Origin of the sequence: Natrinema longum (genome assembly GCF_017352095.1) — an archaeon.
GTDB classification, from domain to species: Archaea; Halobacteriota; Halobacteria; order Halobacteriales; family Natrialbaceae; genus Natrinema; species Natrinema longum.
The window spans coordinates 2,047,432-2,067,783 of the sequence record NZ_CP071463.1 but is presented as its reverse complement, the minus strand read 5'-3'; the positions used below and the strand labels follow the sequence as shown (position 1 = coordinate 2,067,783).

The window sequence follows — 20,352 nt, the reverse complement described above, 5'->3', positions numbered from 1 at the left end:
TTAGCTAAGCCCCCGTGAGTCACCGCCATAGTCAGATCCATCGAGAGCGTTACTAACCTTTTCCTCGATAAGTTGTTCAAGGAAGTCTCTGGCTTGGTTGCCTTTCTCGGCGACGAAATTCGTTCCCTTGTCGTAGGCCTTGGCAGTGAGCGTCTTGGTTACGTCACCGGCCATCCCCTTAGCCATTTCTTGCCCCACTGCAGCACCACCGACAGTACCGAGGCCAGGTGAGACCATAGTACCAGCAACGCCTCCAATCAAACCCCCTACCGCACCGACAGCACCCTGTGAGAGCGCTTTGCCGACGCTGTCCATCACCGACTCCTCGCCCGTGACGATTTCCTCGATCGATGACACCCGATCCTCGAGTTGTTCCACCGTCTGTGCGAGTGTCATCTCGTCATTTCGGGACGCAGCCTGCTCACGGCCATTCTGGAGTTGCTCCGCGTCGGGCATTCGCTGGATGTGCATCTCCGACCCCATCCGGTTGATCGTCACTGGCCCGTCAGCCATCGCCTGCTGGGCTGCCTCTTTGGCTTCCCGCTCGAGGGAGGGATCGGGATCGATTTCCAGCCTGCTGTCCTCCTGGGGCATCATGCTGACATCGGCCCCGGTCTGCTGGCGGACGTGAGTCAGTTCGTGCGCGAGGATGTGCTGGCCTTCCGGCGATTCAGGGTCGTACTCGCCGTGATTGAACGCGATGTGATTTCCGACGGTGAACGCTCGCGCGTTGATCTCTTCGCAGGCCTTCGCGGCGGTCGCGTCGGCGTGAATGCGTACATCGCCGAACGAATCGCCCATCCGGTCTTCCATCGCCCGCTGGATTCCGCCCTCCAGTGGCTGGCCTTTCGACTGAATTACCTCCCGAACCGGATCTGGAACGCCCGCGTTCCCGGCCGGGCTGGTATCGCTGGCGGCTTTCTCGCTGCGCAGGACCGAACGCCGGTTCTGGCGTTCGATGTTTCGAGGTACTTCCGCGGGCCGCTCGGCCTGACGCTGTCGGAACGCCTCCATCGTCTGCGGATTCCCCATGTCCTCGGTAGTCATCCCTTCGTCGACCCACTGCTGGACCTGGGCGAGCCCGTTCATCTTCTCCTGGCGCAGGAGTTCGGTCTTCGTCTCCTGATCTTCGATCGCCATCCCGAACCTGTCTTCGGCCGCTTCGTCCGTCGGCCCCGACGACCACGCTCCGGTTCCCGAGCCACCCGACGCAGCCCTCCCCGATCGCTGTGCGATCTGGGCATGCGTCGTGGCACTCGAGGAGTCGGACTCGGCCGACCGTGATGATCGATATCCCATGCGTGTTGTTCTTGCTGTTGCATTTCTCCACCACCACCATAAATATTGTGCGTGGGTATATTCATACAAAACAAGCTTCGATCAACTGGTTCTGCTCGCTCGACCAAAAATAGCTATTAGCCTATACCGGAATTAATATACTCTTCAGAGCGGAGACGGATTCATGGGCTACGCGACGACACAGGAACACCTTCTCGCGGAACTCGAGCGGATCGATATGATTCTCGATCGCTACGAGAGGACGATGGAGTCCGGGGACCCAAGGAAGTCTGCACCCGATGACGAGGAACCCAACGCGGCGACCATGGCGACGGAGCCAAAGAGCCTCCAGCTTGCATTACCCGAGGGCGACCGCCGTGAGATCGACGAATTGACCCAGACCATCGAGCAAAACTGCGAGGACACTGGTGCCGACATCACGTTGCGCCTACGAGTTCTCGAAGAGCGGTTCGATCTCTCGCGTCGCCACCTCGACGTACTCCTACTCGCACTCGCTCCGCGACTCGACGACACCGTCGCAGCCCAGTACCAGCATATCCAGGAACACTCGGCTCTCCCCAGCCTGACGGTAATTCTTCTCGAGAAACTCTTCGGTCGGACCCCCGAAGAACGCCTCGCGGCCGGCGCGCTCGTCGCCAGTAATTCACCCCTTCAGGAACACGGGCTACTCACCGTCAACTCACCGCCCGAGGGGTTTCCCTCGGAACGCGGCCGCCAGTACACCGTCGACGACCGCATCCTCGAGTATCTCAAAGGTTACGACGGCATCGATCCGACACTTGAGGCGGCCATCGACGCCCACAGCCCGGCTGATCTCGACGAGCACCTGACCGAGACGGCCGCCGAGGCCACGCTCGAGGACCTGCTGATCGACGACGACGGTCGCGCAGCGCTGGCATCGCTGCCCGACGGCGAGGACGGGACCGGCCGCCGGTTTTACTTCTGTGGCCCGCCCGGGTCCGGCGTCGACCGGGCCGTCGAGGCCTGCTGTCGGGCCGAACGCTATCTGCAGGCGGATCTCCGGGCCGTCCTCGCCGCCGACGCCCTCGAGGCGCTCGTCCGCGAAGCGACGATTCAGGACGTCCCGGTCCAGCTCGTCAACGCCGACGAGGCTACCGTCGCCGACCGGCAGTCCGACCACTCCCTCGAGGGGGTCCTCGCTCGCTTCCGCGCGTTCGACAACGACCTGTTCGTCACGGGCGAGCAGTCGTGGACGCCCGCCGAGAGCCGGCGGGCCAGCGTCGACGCCATCCACGAGTTCGACCGTCCCTCGATCGCCCTGCGCCGCCAGTTCTGGGCGGCCCGTGCCGACGACCTTCCAGCCGACCTCGAGCCCGAGACGATGGCCAGCACGTTCGATCTCACGCAGGGCCAACTCGAGGCGGCGCTTGCGACCGCCGATTCGCTCGCCGGCGGCGACGACCCCACCCTCGAGGACGTTCGGGCGGGCTGTCGCGCCCAGTCCAGCAGCGAACTCGCGGAGCTCGCCCAGCACGTCGACCCCTCGAAGACCTGGGCCGACATCGAGGTCGACGAACGGACCGAGCGCCAGCTGGGGAAACTCGAGACACACGTTACGAATCGGGGCCTGATCTACGACGACTGGGGGTTCAGGGAGGCCGACGGCAACGCGGGCATCGTCTCGCTGTTCAAGGGCCACCCTGGAACCGGCAAGACGCTGGCGGCCGAGGTGCTCGCCAACGCCGTCGGCATGGCGCTGTACAAGATCGACCTCTCCACGGTCGTCTCGAAGTACATCGGCGAGACCGAGGAGAATTTAGAACGGATCTTCCGGGCCGCCGAGCAGTCAAACGCCATCCTGCTGTTCGACGAGGCGGACTCGATCTTTGGCGACCGGGCGGAGGTCAGCGACGCGACCGACCGCTACGCCAACGTCGAAGTGAACTACCTGCTCCAGCGAGTCGAAACCTACGACGGCGTCATCTTCCTGACGACGAATTACGCACAGAACATCGACACGGCCTTTACTCGCCGTATCACCCACTCGATTCGGTTCGACGAGCCCGACGACGACACGCGCGAGGAGATCTGGAAGGGGATCTTCCCCGACGACTGCCCCCTCGAGGGGATCGACTGGGAGTGGCTCGCGGCGTTCGATTACAGCGGCGGCACCATCGAGAAACTCGCCAAACACGTCGCCATCTACGTCGCCGATCGGGGTGAGGACACCATCACCATGCGCCACGTCGTCGAAGCCCTCGAGGAGTACAAACGGGATCGAAACAGCCGCATCCGCGAGCAGGACTTCGAACCCTACCTCGAGTACCTCCAGGGACCGACCGAGCGGGAAGCCAAAGAGCGACTCCACCGGGAGCGACACGGCAACTAGGGACCACAGACTAGAGTCGCAACTGACAGTCATTGCACACCCGATCGCACGACAGCATTGCGATCAGTGTGTAAATCGTTTCATACGGTTTGCTGTCCCGATTGACCGGTGGGACCGTAGGGCGGTCCCGGTCCCACCGGCACTGACGGACAGGAGACCGTTTCAGTTGCGACTAGAGCCGCTTGGCAACAACCCGTTCGAATATATCTTCCGAGTGGTAAAATTAATAGCACAGCGCCATCATTGCAGTAGCACTCAGCCGATGACATACAGCGCCATCGCGGACGTCAGCAACGTGTTGGTCGAACTCATCAAGACGAACGCCGGCGCACGGAGTCCGCTCGATCCGAACGGGATCGAAGTGGCCTCCCCCGCCGATATCGACTCCCTCTCGAGCGTCGATGTCGTGCTCTACCCGTATCAGATCGAAACGGACGCCGCGATGGGATCGGTTAGCCGAACGACCGACGGGCAGTCGCGTCAGGATCGCCCGCTGGCGCTGTCGGTCCGGTATCTCGTGACCACGTATGCCGTCGACGACGGCGGCGAGGACGACGACGAGGGGCAGACCGATCCCGTCGAACGCCAGCTCCTCCTCGGAGCGGTCCTCCAGTTGTTTCACGACAACAGTCGCATCGACCCCGGCGACGCGCCCGCACCGCTCCTCCAGGAGCAGCCGCTTTCGATCTCGATTACCGACGAACCGCTCGAGGAACTGCTGTCGCTGTGGTCGCAGTTTCCCGACGCGACCCACCAGCCGTCGGCGACGATCGAAGTGAGTCCGGTCGTCATTCAGTCGCTAAACGAGGAGGAGTTCGTCCGCGTCGAGGAGCGTGAAACCAGCGTCGGCTGGCGATCGGAGGAGTCGGACGACGACTCGGCCTGACCGGGGAGTGATCCAAACGGGGAGGAAGCCGACGACCGCGAGCTGACAAACAGGTCGCCTACAGCAACTGTACGTCGTCGATCTCGAAGTGTCGGTTCGCGAGGGTCCGAGCAGCGTCGATCGTTCGGCCGTCCGTTCCGATCGCGACGCCGTGGTCGTCTTCCGCGACCTCGACGTAGGCGACGGTGTCGTTGTTCTCGCTGATCGTGACGTTGTACACCGCCGCCGGCGCGAGCGCGTTCGCGACGAACGTCTCCGGTTCGTCCGCGCCTTCGACGAGACGGACCTGTGCGTCGACCCGGTCCTCGAACCGCTGTACCGTCCGACCGCCGGGACCGATCGCTTCGCCCATCCCGCCGCGCTCGACGACGATCAGGAGCCTGTCACCGTCCTCGGTGACGAGGCAATCGCGGCCGTCGACTCCCGTCACGTCCTCGAACGCAGCGAGATACTGGCGGGCGTCGTCGTCGAGGGTAACGCCCATCGATCAGTCAGCCTGACTGCTTCCGGAGGTAGTCGACCCCATCCGGAGGTCGACGTCACCGGTACCGAGCTTGATCGGCTTGCCGACGATGACGTTCTCCGTCACACCATCCAGATCGTCGATCTCGCCGTGGATCGCAGCATTGAGCAGGTGGTTGACGGTCACCTCGAACGCAGCCCGGGCGAGGACGGAGTCTTTCGACCCCGAGATGCCGTGGCGGCCGATCGACTCGATCTCGCCGCGGTTGGTCATGATGTCCGCGACCAACATCAGGTGGCGGACGTTGACGTCGTCCAACCCCTGCTCGGCAAGCGTATTGTTCGTCTCCTCGATGATCGCTTCGCGGGCCGCCTCGATACCGAGGTTCCGGTGGATCTCGTGGATGTTGTTACACGTCGTCCGCGAGGCGTCGACGCCCTCGATCTCGAGGACGTCGCCGAAGGCCGATCCTTCGGTGTAGAGGACGAACTCCTCGCCGTCCTCGAGTTCTTCGCGGCGGATGACGACCCGCGAGACTTCCTCGATCCCCTTGAAGGTGATCTCACGAAGCTCCTCGACGAGCTGGAGCAGATCCCGGTAGGAGGGTTCCTCGGGACCGAACTCGATTCGGGTCCCCTGCCGGGTCGTGTTGACGCCCAGCGAGTCCTCGATGATCTCCGCGACTTCCTCGGCGGTGATCATTCGCTCTTCGAGGGTGTCCTCGTTGAGCGCGATCTGGACGCGCATATCCGCGACGTTCGTCGACACGTCGCCAAGCGCGAGGATCTTGGTCGCCTCGATGTTCCAGACGACCTCGTGGGCCTTCTCGCGCTCGGTGGCGTACTCGCCCTCGAGGTGGACGGTCATCATCGGCGTATCCGGGGTCTTCCGGGCGTCGACCAGTTCGATGAGCCGGGGCAGCCCCTGGGTCACGTCGATCTCCGCGACACCGGCGTAGTGGAACGTGTTCATCGTCAGCTGCGTTCCGGGTTCGCCGATCGACTGGGCCGAAACCGTCCCGACGGGGTCGAGCGGGTCGACGCGCGTGTCGAGATAGCGAGTCTCGACGGCCTTCGCGAGTTCGTCGGCCTCTTCGACCGTCGCACCCGCACGCGCCTCGAGCGTCTCGTAGACCTCGTTTTTGAGCCGGCGGGGCAGGTCGGTGTCCTCGACGACCGCGATCGTGTCGTCGTCGACGTCGTACTCGACTTCAGTCATCGGAGCTCACCCCCGTGCCCTCGGCGAGACGATCGTCGGCGTGTTCGGAGAGGTTCGTCGGCCGCGGCTTGGAGCCGAGGAACTCCTGGCGTTCCTCCTCGGACTCGAACTCGGAGTCGAGCACGCGGCTGGCGATGTGCTCGACGTCGATGTCGTTGTCCTCGTCGGAAGAGACCTTGACCGGCGAGGTGCCGTCCTCGCCGAACTCGAACTGGACGATCGTGTCCGAGGTGTCCCGAACCGTGCCGTCGTACTGGGTCTCGAGTTCCGAGAGGGCGTTGATCAGCCGACGCTGCAGGTAGCCGGACTTCGACGTCCGGACTGCCGTGTCGACCAGGCCCTCGCGGCCGCCCATCGCGTGGAAGAAGAACTCCCGCGGGGTCAGGCCGCTCGTGTAGGAGTTCTCGACGAAGCCGTGTGCCTCCGCCGAGAGGTCGTTGGGTTCGTAGTGAGAGAGGGTCCGATCCTCGTAGCCGCGATTGATACGCTCGCCACGAACTGCCTGCTGGCCGACCGCGCCGGCCATCTGGGTCAGGTTGAGCATCGACCCACGGGCACCGGAGTTGGCCATGACGACGGCGGGGTTGTCGTCCTGGAAGTGCTCGTCGGCGATGTTACCGGCGTTGTCACGCGCACGCGAGAGCGTTTGCATGATCTTCATCTCGAGGGTCTCGTCGATCGTCCGGCCGGGGAGGCTCTCGAGTTCGCCGCGTTCGTAGGCTTCGATCAGTTCTTCGACGCGGTCGTTGGCGTCGTCGATCGTCTCGTCGATGCGGGCCTGGGCCTCCTCGGGGATGGTCTCGTCGTCGATCCCGATCGAGAAGCCAAAGTGCATGATCGCCCGCATCGCCAGCGTCGAGACCTCGTTGACGAAGATCCGGGCGCGGGTGTTGCCGTAGACCTTCGTGATCGTGTCGACGATCTCGCCGCCGAACTCGCCGACCTCGTCCTCGGCGATCGTTCCCTGGAGGAGCTGGCCGTCCTCGACGACGACCTCGTCGCCGACCGTCCCCGTGAACTCGAGGTTGAGATCGTCGGGTAACAGTTCGGAGAAGACGTCGTAGCCGGTCCAGAACGGCTCGCCTTCGTCGTCGATGCCGCTGGGTTCGGGGAGTTCGTCGATCCGGGTCGCTCGCAGCAGGTCCAGTGCCTGCGTTTCGTTGAATCGGGGGTTGTCGTGGGTCAGGAGGTACATCCCGGAGATGTGGTCCTGAATGGCCCCGATGATGTTCTCACCGAAGCGGGGCGAGAGCATCTGTTCCTGGACGCGCATGAGGACGCGCGCTTCGGCGCGGGCCTCCTCGTTTTGCAGCGCGTGCATGTTCATCTCGTCGCCGTCGAAGTCGGCGTTGTACGGCGGACAGACGACGGTGTTCAGCCGGAACGTCTTGTAGGGCATGACCACGACCTCGTGGGCCATGATCGACATCCGGTGGAGCGACGGCTGGCGGTTGAAGATGACGATATCGCCGTCGATCATGTGGCGGTTGACCTCCCACCCGGCTTCGACCTTCTCGGCGAGTTGTTCGCAGTTCTTCTCCGTCACCTTCAGCCGACGGCCGTCCGGCCGCCGGACGTAGTTCGCGCCGGGATGACCCTCGGGACCGTTCGAGACGAATCGGCGAGCGTCCTCGAGGTTGCGCTCGGTGACGTTCATCGTCTGGGTCATCTCCTTGGCCACGCGGTCGGGGACGCCGACCTCGTTCAGGCTGAGGGTCGGGTCCGGCGAGATGACGGTCCGAGCCGAGAAGTTCACGCGCTTCCCGGACAGCGAGCCACGGAAGCGGCCCTCCTTGCCTTTCAGGCGCTGGGAGAGGGTCTTGAGCGGCCGTCCGGAACGGTGTCGCGCCGGCGGCGTGCCCGAAATCTCGTTGTCCATGAACGTCGTGACGTGGTACTGGAGGAGTTCCCAGAGGTCCTCGATGATCAGCTGGGGCGCGCCCGCTTCGCGGTTCTCCATGAACCGCTGGTTGATCCGGATAATGTCGACCAGCTTGTGCGTGAGGTCGTCCTCGGAGCGTTGGCCGTTGTCCAGCGTGATCGACGGCCGCGCGGTGACCGGCGGGACGGGGAGGACGGTGAGGATCATCCACTCCGGCCGGGAGCGTTCGGGGTTGATCCCCAGTACCTCGATGTCCTCGTCGGGAATGTTCTCGAACCAGTCCCGGATGTCGCTTGGCATCAGCTTGTTCGTGTCCTCCTCGGTGAGATCGATGTCTAAGGCCTTCTCGATGGCCTTGCGCTGACTCTCCCGCGGCCGGAAGGAGCCCGAGAGGATCTCGTTGACTCGAGTGAGTTCGATCTCGGTCTGCTCGGCGAGTTCGTCCGGCGTCGTCCGCTCGATGCCTTCCTCCTCGTCTCCCTGCATCGCGCCGGCGATGCGCTGGGAGTACTCGCTGGTGAGGACCTGCTGCACCTCGTAATAGGTGGTCGGCTTCTCGTGGTCGATGTCGTACTGGATCTCGCCACAGAACGGACACCGATCCTTCTTGCGGGCCTGCCGGATCGCGGCCTTGGTCACGTCGTTGAGATCCCGGCTCAGCTTCCGGGACTCCTCGAGTTGGTCGTGGAACTCGCCGCGCTCGTCTTCGGTCAGGAGCAGTCGCGAACACTCCCGGCAGGTTCCTCGCAGGAGTCGCCGAATGAGCTTCGTGAAGCCGACGTGGATGACGGGGGCGGCCAGTTCGATGTGACCGAAGTGGCCGTTACAGGAACCCGAGTGCTTCCCGCAGGTCTTGCACTCGAGGCCGGGGTCGATCACGCCCAGCCGCGGGTCCATCAGCCCCATGTCGATGGGGAACCCGTCGTCGTCGTAGGTGTCGGCGGTGATGATCTTCGTCGCGCTCATCTCCCGGTACTCCTCGGGCTCCATGAGCCCGAAGGAGATCCGTCCGATGTCTTTTGGTGTCGTATCTTGCATGGGTTAGACGGCGTCCTCCAGTTCGAGTCGCGGTGCGATACCCAGCGCCTTCATCTCGTCCAAGAGGAGCTTGAACGCGTAGCTCATCTCGATCTCGTGGATATCGGTCTCCTCGTCGCAGTTCGGACAGTAGACACGCCGTTGTTCGACGTTTTCGACCGCGCTCATCCCACAGTTCGCACAGATGTGGATGAACTCGCGGTCGGACTCGTCGAGGAGTCGTTCTTTCAGCGTCATGGCCGCCCCGTGGCCGATGAACACGTCGCGTTCCATCTCCCCGATACGGAGCCCACCCTCGCGGGCGCGCCCCTCCGTCGGCTGTCGGGTCAGCACCTGCACCGGCCCGCGCGAACGGGCGTGCAGCTTGTTCGAGACCATGTGGTAGAGCTTCTGGTAGAAAATGACCCCGACGAAGATCTCGGCGTCGATCTTCTCGCCGGAGATGCCCGAGTACATGGTCTCCTTGCCGGCGGAGTTGAAGCCGGCGTCCTCGAGCCCCTGGCGGAGTTCGTCCTCGTCCTCGCCGAGGAACGGCGTCCCGTCGACGCGTCGTCCCTCCATCGAACCGAGTTTGCCGCCGATCATCTCGAGAATGTGACCGACGGTCATCCGCGACGGCAAGGCGTGGGGATTCAAGACGAGGTCGGGGACGACGCCCTCCTCGGTGAAGGGCATGTCCTCCTGTGGCGCGAGGTGGCCGACGACCCCCTTCTGACCGTGTCGCGATGCGAACTTGTCCCCGAGTTCGGGGATCCGCTCGTCACGTACCGAGACCTTCGAGAGCTTCGAGCCGTCCTCGCCCTCCATGAGGGTGACGGTGTCGACGATCCCGGATTCGCCCGAGCGCATGGTGACGGAGGTCTCCCGTCGCTTCTGGGGCGAGAGGCCACCCATATCGTCGGGCTCCTCGAGGAAGCGCGGCGGGCTCGTCTTGCCGAGCAGGACGGAGTTCTCGTCGACTTTCGTCTCGGGGTTGACGAGACCGTCCTCGTCTAAGTGGTTGTAGGCTTCCTCGCCGCGGGCACCGCGAACGTCCTGGCTCGGAATCTCGAAGCGGTCCTCCTGTCCACCGGGGTAGCGGCGTTCCTCGCCCTCGTAGGTCCGGAAGAAATGCGAGCGTGCGAGCGCGCGCTCGACGCTGGCCTTGTTCATGACCAGCGCGTCCTCGATGTTGAACCCCTCGTAGCTCATCACGGCGACGACGAAGTTCTGGGCCGCCGGCCGCTCGTCGTAGCCGATCTGCTCGGTGGTCTGGGTCTTGACCATCGAGAGCTGGGGGTAGTGCAGCAGGTGCTGGCGTGTGTCCGGCCGGATCCGGTAGTTCGCGCTCGGCAGCCCCAGCGACTGCTTGATCATCCCTGCCCCCATCGTAATGCGGGGGCTGGCGTTGTGCTCGGGGTAGGGGATCATCCCCGCACCGATCGAGAAGATCAGCGACGGGTCGATCTCGAGGTGGGTGTGGTTCTCGGTCAGATCGTCCTCGTCGACGGCGACGAGGATGTCCTCTTCCTCCTCGGCGTCGATAAACTCGATGTAGCCGTGATCGACGAGATCCTCGAACTCGAGGTCGCCCTCGTGGAGCGCCTCGATCTCCTGATCGGCGATGCGGGGTTCGCCGTCCTCGACGACCAGCAGGGGTCGTCGGGCCCGTCCCGCGTCGGCGTTGACGATCACTTCGCGGGTGCGATCTTTGACCGAGACGTTGACCATCTCGCTGACGTCGCCGATGCGTCGTGCTTCGCGGATCTGTTCTGCGAGTTCGTGTGGATCGGGGTGTGTCCCCACCAACGACCCGTTGACGTAGACTTTCGCCTCTCGTTGTTGGCTGCTCATGATTTAGTCGTCCCCTGACGCTGCCGTTCGTTCGATCCCTTCGAGGCCGGGAATGCCCTCGACCCCCATCGATGCGAGTTCGCGTTTGAGTTCCTGTTCGTCCTCGACGTTCTGTGAGAGCTCCATCGACTGCGCGAAGTTCTTCACGAGACCACAGTTCGGTCCCTCCGGCGTCTCCGATGGCCCGATGCGACCCCACTGGGTCGCGTGCAGGTCCCGCGCTTCGAAGTGGGGCTGGCTCCGCGAGAGCGGGCTGCGAAGACGGCGCAGGTGTGAGAGGACGCCCATGAAGTCCGTTCGGTCGACCAGCTGGCTCACGCCCGAGCGGCCGCCGACCCAGTTGCCCGTCGCGATCGGGTGCTCGAGTCGCTCGGTCAGGACGTCCGATCGGACGACCGTGTTGACCGAGAGCTGGCGATTTCGCATGTTCGCGCGCTCGAGTTGGTACTTGACGTCCCGGGCTAGTTTGTTCAGCGCGGTCCGGAACAGGTCTTTCATCAGGTCGCCGCTGACCTTGAGCCGCTTGTTCGCGTAGTGGTCCTTGTCGTCGGATTCCCGCCGCCCGAGCGCGAGTTCGAAACAGGCCTCGGCCATCCGACAGAGGTAGTGGGCCTTGTTGATGCGGACGTCTTCCTCCTCGACGCCGTCCTCGTGGAGATGGGGGAGGAGGTAGCGGTCGATGACGTAATTCGCACGCTTGAGCTGGTAGTTCTTCCCCTGGCCGGAGGCGACGCGTTTGCCCAGTTCCTCGATGGCCTCTTCCTCGCTCTGGACCTCCGCTTCCTCCAAGTTCTCGAGCATGTACTTGACGACCTCGGGGTCGTTCGAGACCTTGTGGACGATCTCCTCGTCCGACTCGAGTCCCAGCGCACGCACGAGCGTCACGAAGTTGATCGAGCCCGACACCGAGGGGAACGACACCTCGAGCAGTCCCTCGCGGTTCCGTTCGCACAACACGAGAGCGCGGTAGCCCCGGCGCTGGGAGAAGGTCTTGGCGACCTGAATCTCGTCGCCGTACTTGCTGTCGTATTCGGCGAGGATCTTGTTCGGCGCGAGGTCCTCGCTGGTCATCAGCACCCGCTCGGAGCCGTTGACGATGAAGTAGCCGCCGGGATCGGCGGGGTCCTCGCCGATCTCGATCAGTTCCTCGTCGGAGAAGCCGGCGATGTTACACTTGTCGGAGCCGACCATGATCGGCATCCGGCCGATCTTCGTCTCGGTCGAGTCGACGACCCGCTGGTCGCCCTCTTCGCCCTTGACGATCGACATCTCCATGAAGACGGGCGCGGAGTAGGTGATGTTCCGGAGGCGGGCCTCCTGCGGGTACAGCAGTTCCTCGGAACCGTCGGCCTCGCGGACGCGGGGCGTGACCACGCGAACGTCGCCCAGTTCGACGTGGACCGGTTCCTCGCCTTCCTTGTCCCCGATGTCCGTGTCGATCGTCGCCTTCTCGTCGACGACCTCCTGCATGCCTCGATTGAGGAAGGCGTTGAACGAGCGGTAGTGGTGTTCGGCGATCCGTTCCTTCGAGAAGTATTCGCGCGAGATCTCTCGTCGTTTGTCGCGATTGAGTTCCGTTGCCATTTATTCCACCACGAGTCGATAGATGATTGATTGGTCGGTCGTCCGCGAGTCCCGGACGATCTTGATAACGTCGCCGATTTCCGCCTCGTCCGGCAGGGCGGGATCGGTACGCTTGATCTTCGGTAAATCTGTACGATCGATGTTGTATTCCTCGAGCACGCCCTCGAGCGTCTCCTCCTCGAGGATGGTGTGCTCCGGAACGAGTTCGTGTTGGCTTACGTCTACCATGTATTGGGATGGGTGTGCGTGTCGGCTATTGGGAGAGAAGCGGCTGTCACGGGATACTACAGGCAGGTAGCGTCGGGAGGCATTTAACGGTTACTAACTCGAGGCACAAGCGGAGCTATCCGGCCGGGCGGACCTGACCGGAACCGTCGATCACACTCGAGAGTATCCGGTTCTCCGTTATATTCCTTGTGGGCCATGTGATCTGATGACATAGATGACGGGCGAGCGGGCTCGAGACGGCGATCGTGGCGCGGCTGCCCGTACCACACGGTGTCCAATTGAAAAGCCTTAATACCACTACCGGGTAACGATGTGTTGAAGCCCGGGTGGTGTAGTGGCCCATCATACAACCCTGTCACGGTTGTGACGCGGGTTCAAATCCCGCCTCGGGCGCTTTTTCGAGGAGCAAACCGACGAGCGAAGCGAGTCGCCGGTCCTCGAAACCCGAACACGGGATTTGAACGACGGAACGAACGAGCGAAGCGAGTGCGTTCAGGTCGGTCAAATCTCGCTTCGAGCATACAGCTATAAGATGTCTGATAGAGAGTCGTATTCGACGCAATCGATCGACGCTGGCGGATTCTTCGTTCGGTGGGGAGAGAATATGTCACGGGACGATAAGAACGGTCGCGGAGCAAAACCCTTAATACCATCAGCGGGAAACGAAGAGTTGCAAGCCCGGGTGGTGTAGTGGCCCATCATACAACCCTGTCACGGTTGTGACGCGGGTTCAAATCCCGCCTCGGGCGCTTTTTCGAGGAGCAAACCGACGAGCGAAGCGAGTCGCCGGTCCTCGAAACCCGAACACGGGATTTGAACGACGGAACGAACGAGCGGAGCGAGTGCGTTCAGGTCGGTCAAATCCCGCCTCGGGCGTCTTCTTCAGCGAACAAGTCGACGAGTGCCGCGTGGCGCGTACTCGGCACCGTGAGCGCCCTCGAGGGCGGGACCGGGAGACGAGAGCGGTCGCCGATCGGAGGATCGAAACCGGCGGGTTTTACGCCCGCGAGCGCAACGTGACGAGCATGAGCCACGAGGAGTTTCCGACGGACGAACCCGCCGTCGTGACCTGTGGGTTGCCATACGCCAACGGCGACTTGCACATCGGTCACCTGCGGGGGTATATCGGTGCAGATGCGTTCAACCGCGCGCTGGGGACGCTGGGCCAGGACTCGATCTACGTCTGTGGATCGGACATGCACGGCACGCCGGTCGCGGTCAACGCCGAACAGCAGGGCGTCGATCCCGAAGACTTCGCGCTGGACTGGCACCGCCAGTACGAGGAGACGTTCCCCAAGTTCAACGTCGACTTCGATAACTACGGCCACACCCACGACGAGACCAACGTCGAGACGACCCAGGAGATCGTCCGCACGCTGGACGAGGAGGGTCACATTTACGAAAAGGAGATCCAGGTCGCCTACGACCCGGATGCGGACCAGTATCTCCCGGACCGCTACGTCGAGGGGACCTGTCCCTACTGCGGCGAGAAGGCCCGCGGCGACGAGTGCGACGAGGGCTGTCAGCGCCACCTCGAGCCGGGCGAAGTCGAGGACCCCACGAGCACGATCACGGGCAATCCGGCCGAATACCGCGAGCGGACCCACAAGTTCTTCGAGGTTTCCGAGTTCGCCGACTTCCTCACCGAGTTCCTCGACGGCCTCGAGGGAACGTCGAACGCGCGCAACCAGCCCCGGCAGTGGATCGAAGACGGCCTGCAGGACTGGTGTATTACGCGGGATATGGACTGGGGGATCGACTATCCCGGAGACGATGACGATGGCGACGACCTCGTCCTCTACGTCTGGGTCGACGCCCCGATCGAGTACATCTCGAGTTCGAAGCAGTACTCCGAACGCGTCGGCACCGACGAGTTCGACTGGGAGCAGGTCTGGACGGGCGACGGCGAGATCATGCACGTCATCGGCCGGGACATCATCCAGCATCACGCGATCTTCTGGCCGGCGATGCTCGAGGGTGCAGGCTACAACAAACCCCGCGGAATCGCCGCGACCGGGTTTATAACGATCAACGGCAAGGGGCTCTCGACGAGCCGGAACCGAGCGATCTGGGCGAAGGAGTACCTGGACGAAGGCTTCCATCCGGACTTGCTGCGGTACTACCTGACGACGACGGGCGGGCTCCAGCAGGACGTCGACTTCTCCTGGGATGCCTTCCAGGAGACGGTCAACGGCGAACTCGTCGGCACCGTGGGCAACTTCTGGTACCGCTCGCTGCTCTTTGCCTACCGCAACTACGAGGGGACGCCGGAGGCGGACGTCTCCGCGGAAGTCCGAGAGCGAATCGAGGGCGCGATCGGCGACGTCCGCGAGAGCGTCAACGACTACTCCATGCGCGGCGTGGGCCAAGCGGCGACCGGGCTCGCGCAGTTCGGCAACGAGTACATCCAGCGCAACGAGCCCTGGAAACTCACCGACGACGACCCCGAGCGGGCCGCGCAGGTCATCCGCGACTGCGTCCAGATCGCCAAGGCTGTCGCCGTCCTGCTCGAGCCGATCACCCCCGACAAGGCCCAGGCGCTGTGGGCACAGATCGGCGAGGACGGCGACGTTGCGGACGCCCACCTCGAGGACGCGCTCGCGGCTCCGCCGCGGAGCTTCGAGGAACCCGGCGAACTCTTCGAGAAGATCGAGGACGACCGCGTCGCGGAACTCACCGCAAAGCTCGAGGACCGCGTCGAAGCGGCCTCCGACGACGCGGAAACCGAAAGCGACGACACCGGCGGGGACGAATCCGACGGTATGACGGACACGGAGGATCTCGAGGCGCTGACCGAGGATCGAATCGGTTTCGACGAGTTCCAGGAGCTGGACATTCGTGTCGGCCGGGTCGAATCGGCCGAAGGGATCGAGGGCGCGGACGACCTCGCGCGCCTCGAGGTCGACATCGGCTTCGAGACCCGCCAGGTCGTCGCCGGGATCAAACAGCTCCACGATCTCGACGACCTGCCGGGGACGAAGTGCGTGTTGCTCGCGAACATGGAACCGGCGGAGCTGTTCGGCGTCGAGTCCAACGGCATGATCCTCGCTGCGGGCGAGGAGGCGGACCTGCTGACGACACACGGTGACGCGAACGTCGGCGAGAAGATCAAATAGCCGCCTCTGCGACTCGAGGATCGGACGTGTACCTCACATCCAGGTCGTTGTACCGCTCTCAACTCGAGTAATCGGCCGGTTTTGCGTCGGACGCTGGCACCGATCAGTGTCTTCGCCGCGATCGTCGTCGAGGGAATCGGAGGCGTTGCGCTGCTCGGGGCCGTCGGACTCGTGGAGACGGCGTTCCAGGTAGTCGATCTCACGAGCATCGACCTGCACTTTCAGGAGTCCGACGGCCCCGAGCGGGCGACCAGGGCCTACGCGGTCCTGATGACGGCCGGACTCGTCCTCTCGGGGTTGTGGATCGGCGAGACGGACGACGGGACGAGCGGCCGGGCCCGAGACAGGAACTCGAAGACGAGTAAGTGATCATCTTTTAGAGGCTGCTGGCGCTAGTCTTCGACATGAGAAACGCAAAAGTCGTCTGCACGCTGGGGCCTGCCTCGAGCGACCGGGAGACGATCCGGGAGCTCGCCGCGGCCGGCATGTCCGTCGCGCGGCTGAACGCGAGTCACGGCAGCCGCGAGGATCGTGCGGCACTCATCGATCGGGTCCGCTCGGTCGACGAGGAGCGAACGGAGCCCGTCGCGGTCATGCTCGACACGAAGGGGCCGGAGATCCGGACCGCGCCGTTGCCCGAGGGGGAGACAGTATCGCTCGAGGCCGGCTCCGAGATCCGGTTCGTCGAGGGCGAGGAGGCGACGCCCGAGACGGTCGGCCTCTCGGTGTCGATCGACGCCGTCGAGCCGGGAGATCGCGTCCTGCTCGACGACGGACTGATCGAGGCGACCGTCGTGGGACACGAGGGCGACGCGGTCCGGGCGCGAATCGATACCGGCGGCGAGTTGAGCGGGCGCAAGGGCGTCAACGTCCCCGGCGTCGAACTCGATCTCGACGTCGTCACCGAGCAGGACCGGCTGGACCTCGAACTCGCCGCCGAGAAGGGCGTCGACTTCGTCGCCGCGAGCTTCGTCCGGGACGCCGAGGACGTCTACGAGGTCGGTGAGGTCCTCGAGGAGCAGGGCGTGGATATCCCGATCATCGCGAAGATCGAACGCGCCGGCGCAGTCGAGAACCTGGACGAGATCATCGACGCCGCCTACGGCGTGATGGTCGCTCGCGGCGATCTCGGCGTCGAGTGTCCCATGGAGGACGTCCCGATGATTCAAAAGCGGATCATCCGCAAGTGTCGCGATGCGGGTCGGCCGGTCATCACGGCGACGGAAATGCTCGACTCGATGGTCCACGCCCGCAGACCGACGCGGGCCGAGGCTTCGGACGTCGCCAACGCCGTTCTCGACGGTACCGACGCGGTCATGCTGTCGGCCGAAACCGCCGTCGGCGATCATCCCATCGAGGTCGTCGACGCGATGGACAGCATCATTCGCCAGGTCGAAGGCTCCAACGAGCACGCCGAGTTGCTCGAGCAGCGCGTCCCGGCATCGGGCGAGGCACGAACCGACGCACTGGCTCGGTCGGCACGATTCCTGGCGCGGGATATCGATGCGGACGCCGTCGTCGCGGCGACGGAATCCGGGTATACGGCGCTGAAAACGGCGAAGTATCGCCCGGGCGTGCCGGTCGTCGCCTCGACGCCGAATCAGTCGGTTCGCCGCCAGCTCGCCCTGACCTGGGGCGTGACGCCGCTGTATGCCAACGTCTCGGGGCAGGGGGCCGGCGCAGTCGTCGAGAACGCAGTGCAGGCAGCCCTGAACGCCGGCGTCGCCGCAAGCGGGGACACCGTCGTCGTCCTCTGTGGGATGATGACCGAACTCGAGGGAGCGAACACGACGAACATGCTGAAGGTCCACGTCGCGGCCGACGCGCTGACGACCGGGCAGGTCGTCGTCGAGGGACGGACAACGGGCCCCGTGGTTCGGATCACGGACGGCGATCTCACGGCCGTTCCCGAGGGTGCCATCGTCGCGGTGCCCGCCGATTTCGACGCGGAGTTTACGGGCGACACGAGTCGGATCGGCGGCATCGTCAACGCCGAACGGGGCATGACCGGCTATCCGGCGCTGGTCGCCCGCGAACTGGGGATCCCCATGATCAGCGATGCGGACGTGACCGAACTGGCCGACGGCGAAACGGTCACGGTCGACGCCGAACGCGGCGTCGTCTACGGCGGGAGGATCGACGACCGCACCGAACGAGCCTGAACCGCCGCGATCGGACCGCGGGTTTTTGATCGCGGGCCGAGTACGACCTGCTATGACGGACGACCCGTCCGAGAACGATACCAGCGCCGACTCGAGGGGAAACGAGTGGGGCGTGGCCGACGACGATCGGATCCCGCTCGATCTCTCCGGTTCTGACGACGACGTCGGGACGGCCGACGACGGACCGATCGAGGACGACTACGCGCCAGAGGCCAGTTCGACGCCGATCGAGTCCGGCGATCCGGACCTCGAGAACGCGCTGTTCGTCGTGTTGGGTGTGCTCAGTATGGTGCTCGTTATCGTGCGGCTGATCACGATTCCGCTGTAGCAGTTCTTCGTCACCGAGGTGAGACATGACGGCAGCGAGCACCTGCTATGGGGAATCGCCACGCCTTCTTCAGGCGGTTCGTTCCGAAGCCCTCGGGCATAGTCGTGGCGCGGCTCACGGGTCCCTTCGGTCACCGCTCGCACAAAAATCCGGCCCAAAAACGCTGTTCGCTCGTCGCACTCGCCCACAGCCCTCAATCGTGTCGGAAGGATCGCTGACCCGTAAACGCCATCGCCATGCCGTGTTCGTCCGCAGCCTCGATCACGTCCTCGTCGTTGACCGAGCCGCCGGGCTGGATCACCGCGTCGATGCCGGCCTCGGCAGCCTCCTCGATGCCGTCCGGGAACGGGAAGAACGCGTCCGAAGCCATAACCGCGCCCTCGGCGTCTTTCCCCTCCGCGTGCTCGTCGGCCTTCATCGCTGCCAGTCGGACCGCGTCCACGCGGGAGACCTGCCCCATCCCGATGCCGACCGTCTCGGTGCCCGTCGCGAAGAGGATCCCGTTCGATTTGACGTGCTTGAGCGTCTGCCACGCGAAGACCATCGACTCGAGTTCCTCGTCGGTCGGTTCGCGCTCGGTGACGATCTCGAGGTCGTCGGCCGAGATCGACTGCAGGTCACGCTCCTGTACGAGTCGGCCGCCGACGAGGGGCTTCTCGGTGAAGCGCTCCGTCCGTTCACCGATTTCGCCGACGTCGAGGACGCGCAGGTTGTCCTTCTCGAAGAGGACCTCGAGGGCGTCGTCGGTGTAGCCGGGTGCGACGACGACCTCCTTGAAGGAGTCGATGACCTGCTCGGCGGTCTCGACGTCGCACTCCCGGTTCAACGCGACGATCCCGCCGAAGGCGCTCATCGGGTCCGTCGAGAGGGCCTTCTCGTAGGCCTCGGCCAGCGAGTCGGCGGTCGCACAGCCCGCCGGGTTGGTGTGTTTGATGACCGCTGCGGCGGGCTCGTCGAACTCCTTGATCAGGTTCAACGCACCGTCGGCGTCGTTGTAGTTGTTGTAGCTGAGTGCCTTCGCACCCTCGTTCAACTGGTCGGCGTGGACGACGCTTGCCTCGTCCGTCGTGTAGTCGGCGTAGACCGCGGCGTCCTGGTGGGGGTTTTCCCCGTAGCGAAGCGTGTCCGCGCGGTCGTCGGAGACGAGTCTGCGGGCGGGCAGACCGTCGTGATCGTCTCCGTCGGTGCTCGCCACGTCGGCATCGACCGATACCTCGCCCGCCTCGAGGTCGACATCCAGCGCACCCTCGGCGAACCACCTCACGGCTCGTGGGTAGGCGCGGAACTCGCACTCGTAGAGAACCCGATCCTTCAGGGTCTCCTCGTCGTCGCTTTCGTAGACCGGGATCGGCTCCTGCGTGACGATCGGACCGGCGTCGACTCGTTCTTCGACGACCGCCCCGTCCTCGTCGGTCGCGTCCGTGACGACGTGGACCGTACAGCCCGTCACCGAGACGCCCGCCTCGAGCGCGTCGCCCCAGGCGTCCATGCCGGGGAAGGCGGGCAGCAGCGCGGGGTGGACGTTCAGCGTCGTGGGTGCCGCGTCGAGGAACGTGTCCGAGAGGATCCGCATGTAGCCGTCCAGGCAGACGAGGTCGAACTCGTAGCCCGAGAGGGCCTCGAGCACCCGCTGCTCGTGCTCGCGGCGACTCAGATCGTCCGCGAGCGGGACGACTTCGGTCGCGATTCCGCGCTCGGCGGCGGCCTCGAGCACCGGTGCGTCCGCGTCGGTCGCGAGTATCACGACGAACTCGGCTCCCCCCGGCTCGCGGTCGGCGATGTTCAACAGGTTGCGCCCTCGGTTGCCGGCCATCCCGGCGATTCGCGTCATGGTCGTACCCCCGCCCGCGAGGGGCAAAGTGGTTGCGGTCTCGGCCACCATAATGTGCACGACCGTGTATAATTACAGCAATATTCGAGACCTGATTCGGAGAGGTATGCACGCTCGTGGCGTCGAACGCTCTC

General features: G+C 64.2%; 14 protein-coding genes and 2 tRNA genes. 8 read left to right on the top strand and 8 right to left on the bottom strand.

All coding sequences use genetic code 11. From position 1 onward, the window contains the following. Positions 1 to 1,299, bottom strand: coding sequence for an eCIS core domain-containing protein (locus J0X27_RS10165; RefSeq protein WP_224214602.1), 1,299 nt, complete (start codon positions 1,297 to 1,299; stop codon positions 1 to 3). 163 nt (positions 1,300 to 1,462) lie between these two features. Here J0X27_RS10165 and J0X27_RS10160 point away from each other — a divergent pair, with 163 nt between their 5' ends. Beyond that, on the top strand, positions 1,463 to 3,649 hold the full coding sequence (locus J0X27_RS10160; RefSeq protein ID WP_207269072.1) for an ATP-binding protein: 2,187 nt from the start codon (positions 1,463 to 1,465) through the stop codon (positions 3,647 to 3,649). Positions 3,650 to 3,911: 262 nt separating this feature from the next. Beyond that, positions 3,912 to 4,535, top strand: coding sequence for a Pvc16 family protein (locus J0X27_RS10155; protein WP_207269071.1), 624 nt, complete (start codon positions 3,912 to 3,914; stop codon positions 4,533 to 4,535). Positions 4,536 to 4,593: 58 nt separating this feature from the next. Here the strand turns inward: J0X27_RS10155 and J0X27_RS10150 are convergent, their stop codons facing one another. The 6 genes from J0X27_RS10150 to J0X27_RS10125 are packed head-to-tail and all read right to left on the bottom strand — an operon-like array spanning position 4,594 to position 12,781. Beyond that, positions 4,594 to 5,019, bottom strand: a complete 426-nt coding sequence (locus J0X27_RS10150; RefSeq protein WP_207269070.1) for a NusA-like transcription termination signal-binding factor — start codon at positions 5,017 to 5,019, stop codon at positions 4,594 to 4,596. Positions 5,020 to 5,022: 3 nt separating this feature from the next. After that, on the bottom strand, positions 5,023 to 6,216 hold the full coding sequence (gene rpoA2 / locus J0X27_RS10145; protein WP_207269069.1) for a DNA-directed RNA polymerase subunit A'': 1,194 nt from the start codon (positions 6,214 to 6,216) through the stop codon (positions 5,023 to 5,025). Continuing rightward, positions 6,209 to 9,136, bottom strand: coding sequence for a DNA-directed RNA polymerase subunit A' (locus J0X27_RS10140; RefSeq protein WP_207269068.1), 2,928 nt, complete (start codon positions 9,134 to 9,136; stop codon positions 6,209 to 6,211). Before J0X27_RS10140 ends, rpoA2 begins: the two co-directional genes overlap by 8 nt. A 3-nt stretch (positions 9,137 to 9,139) precedes the next feature. Continuing rightward, entirely contained in the window at positions 9,140 to 10,969 is a 1,830-nt protein-coding gene (gene rpoB, locus J0X27_RS10135; protein WP_207269067.1) for a DNA-directed RNA polymerase subunit B, read from the bottom strand. 3 nt (positions 10,970 to 10,972) lie between these two features. Next, entirely contained in the window at positions 10,973 to 12,553 is a 1,581-nt protein-coding gene (locus J0X27_RS10130; RefSeq protein ID WP_207269056.1) for a DNA-directed RNA polymerase subunit B'', read from the bottom strand. After that, entirely contained in the window at positions 12,554 to 12,781 is a 228-nt protein-coding gene (locus tag J0X27_RS10125; protein ID WP_207269048.1) for a DNA-directed RNA polymerase subunit H, read from the bottom strand. A 320-nt stretch (positions 12,782 to 13,101) separates the two neighbouring features. On the opposite strand from J0X27_RS10125, the gene J0X27_RS10120 reads away from it, so the two are divergent. From J0X27_RS10120 to J0X27_RS10095, 6 genes are all read left to right on the top strand, one after another. Further along, positions 13,102 to 13,174: transfer RNA gene (locus J0X27_RS10120), tRNA-Asp, on the top strand. A 283-nt stretch (positions 13,175 to 13,457) separates the two neighbouring features. Next, positions 13,458 to 13,530: transfer RNA gene (locus J0X27_RS10115), tRNA-Asp, on the top strand. Between the two features lie 276 nt (positions 13,531 to 13,806). Next, complete coding sequence (metG, locus tag J0X27_RS10110; protein ID WP_207269043.1) at positions 13,807 to 15,897, top strand: methionine--tRNA ligase; 2,091 nt, start codon at positions 13,807 to 13,809, stop codon at positions 15,895 to 15,897. Between the two features lie 81 nt (positions 15,898 to 15,978). Beyond that, positions 15,979 to 16,266: a hypothetical protein gene (locus J0X27_RS10105; protein WP_207269036.1), complete on the top strand. Its 288-nt coding sequence runs from the start codon at positions 15,979 to 15,981 to the stop codon at positions 16,264 to 16,266. Positions 16,267 to 16,301: 35 nt separating this feature from the next. Beyond that, a complete protein-coding gene (pyk, locus tag J0X27_RS10100) occupies positions 16,302 to 18,059 on the top strand; it encodes a pyruvate kinase (protein ID WP_207269035.1) in 1,758 nt (585 codons plus the stop codon). Positions 18,060 to 18,111: 52 nt separating this feature from the next. Next, a complete protein-coding gene (locus J0X27_RS10095; RefSeq protein WP_207269034.1) occupies positions 18,112 to 18,387 on the top strand; it encodes a DUF7312 domain-containing protein in 276 nt (91 codons plus the stop codon). A 193-nt stretch (positions 18,388 to 18,580) separates the two neighbouring features. Here the strand turns inward: J0X27_RS10095 and purH are convergent, their stop codons facing one another. Continuing rightward, a complete protein-coding gene (gene purH / locus J0X27_RS10090; protein ID WP_207269033.1) occupies positions 18,581 to 20,218 on the bottom strand; it encodes a bifunctional phosphoribosylaminoimidazolecarboxamide formyltransferase/IMP cyclohydrolase in 1,638 nt (545 codons plus the stop codon). Positions 20,219 to 20,352 lie beyond the last annotated feature (134 nt).

Bases quoted from the DNA above. Each gene is read 5' to 3' on its own strand.
- J0X27_RS10095 (WP_207269034.1), top strand. From the start codon at position 18,112: ATGACGGACGACCCGTCCGAGAACGATACCAGCGCCGACTCGAGGGGA.
- rpoA2 (WP_207269069.1), bottom strand. From the start codon at position 6,216: ATGACTGAAGTCGAGTACGACGTCGACGACGACACGATCGCGGTCGTC.
- J0X27_RS10140 (WP_207269068.1), bottom strand. From the start codon at position 9,136: ATGCAAGATACGACACCAAAAGACATCGGACGGATCTCCTTCGGGCTC.
- purH (WP_207269033.1), bottom strand. From the start codon at position 20,218: ATGACGCGAATCGCCGGGATGGCCGGCAACCGAGGGCGCAACCTGTTG.
- J0X27_RS10125 (WP_207269048.1), bottom strand. From the start codon at position 12,781: ATGGTAGACGTAAGCCAACACGAACTCGTTCCGGAGCACACCATCCTC.
- J0X27_RS10165 (WP_224214602.1), bottom strand. From the start codon at position 1,299: ATGGGATATCGATCATCACGGTCGGCCGAGTCCGACTCCTCGAGTGCC.
- pyk (WP_207269035.1), top strand. From the start codon at position 16,302: ATGAGAAACGCAAAAGTCGTCTGCACGCTGGGGCCTGCCTCGAGCGAC.
- J0X27_RS10150 (WP_207269070.1), bottom strand. From the start codon at position 5,019: ATGGGCGTTACCCTCGACGACGACGCCCGCCAGTATCTCGCTGCGTTC.
- J0X27_RS10160 (WP_207269072.1), top strand. From the start codon at position 1,463: ATGGGCTACGCGACGACACAGGAACACCTTCTCGCGGAACTCGAGCGG.
- J0X27_RS10130 (WP_207269056.1), bottom strand. From the start codon at position 12,553: ATGGCAACGGAACTCAATCGCGACAAACGACGAGAGATCTCGCGCGAA.
- metG (WP_207269043.1), top strand. From the start codon at position 13,807: ATGAGCCACGAGGAGTTTCCGACGGACGAACCCGCCGTCGTGACCTGT.
- rpoB (WP_207269067.1), bottom strand. From the start codon at position 10,969: ATGAGCAGCCAACAACGAGAGGCGAAAGTCTACGTCAACGGGTCGTTG.
- J0X27_RS10155 (WP_207269071.1), top strand. From the start codon at position 3,912: ATGACATACAGCGCCATCGCGGACGTCAGCAACGTGTTGGTCGAACTC.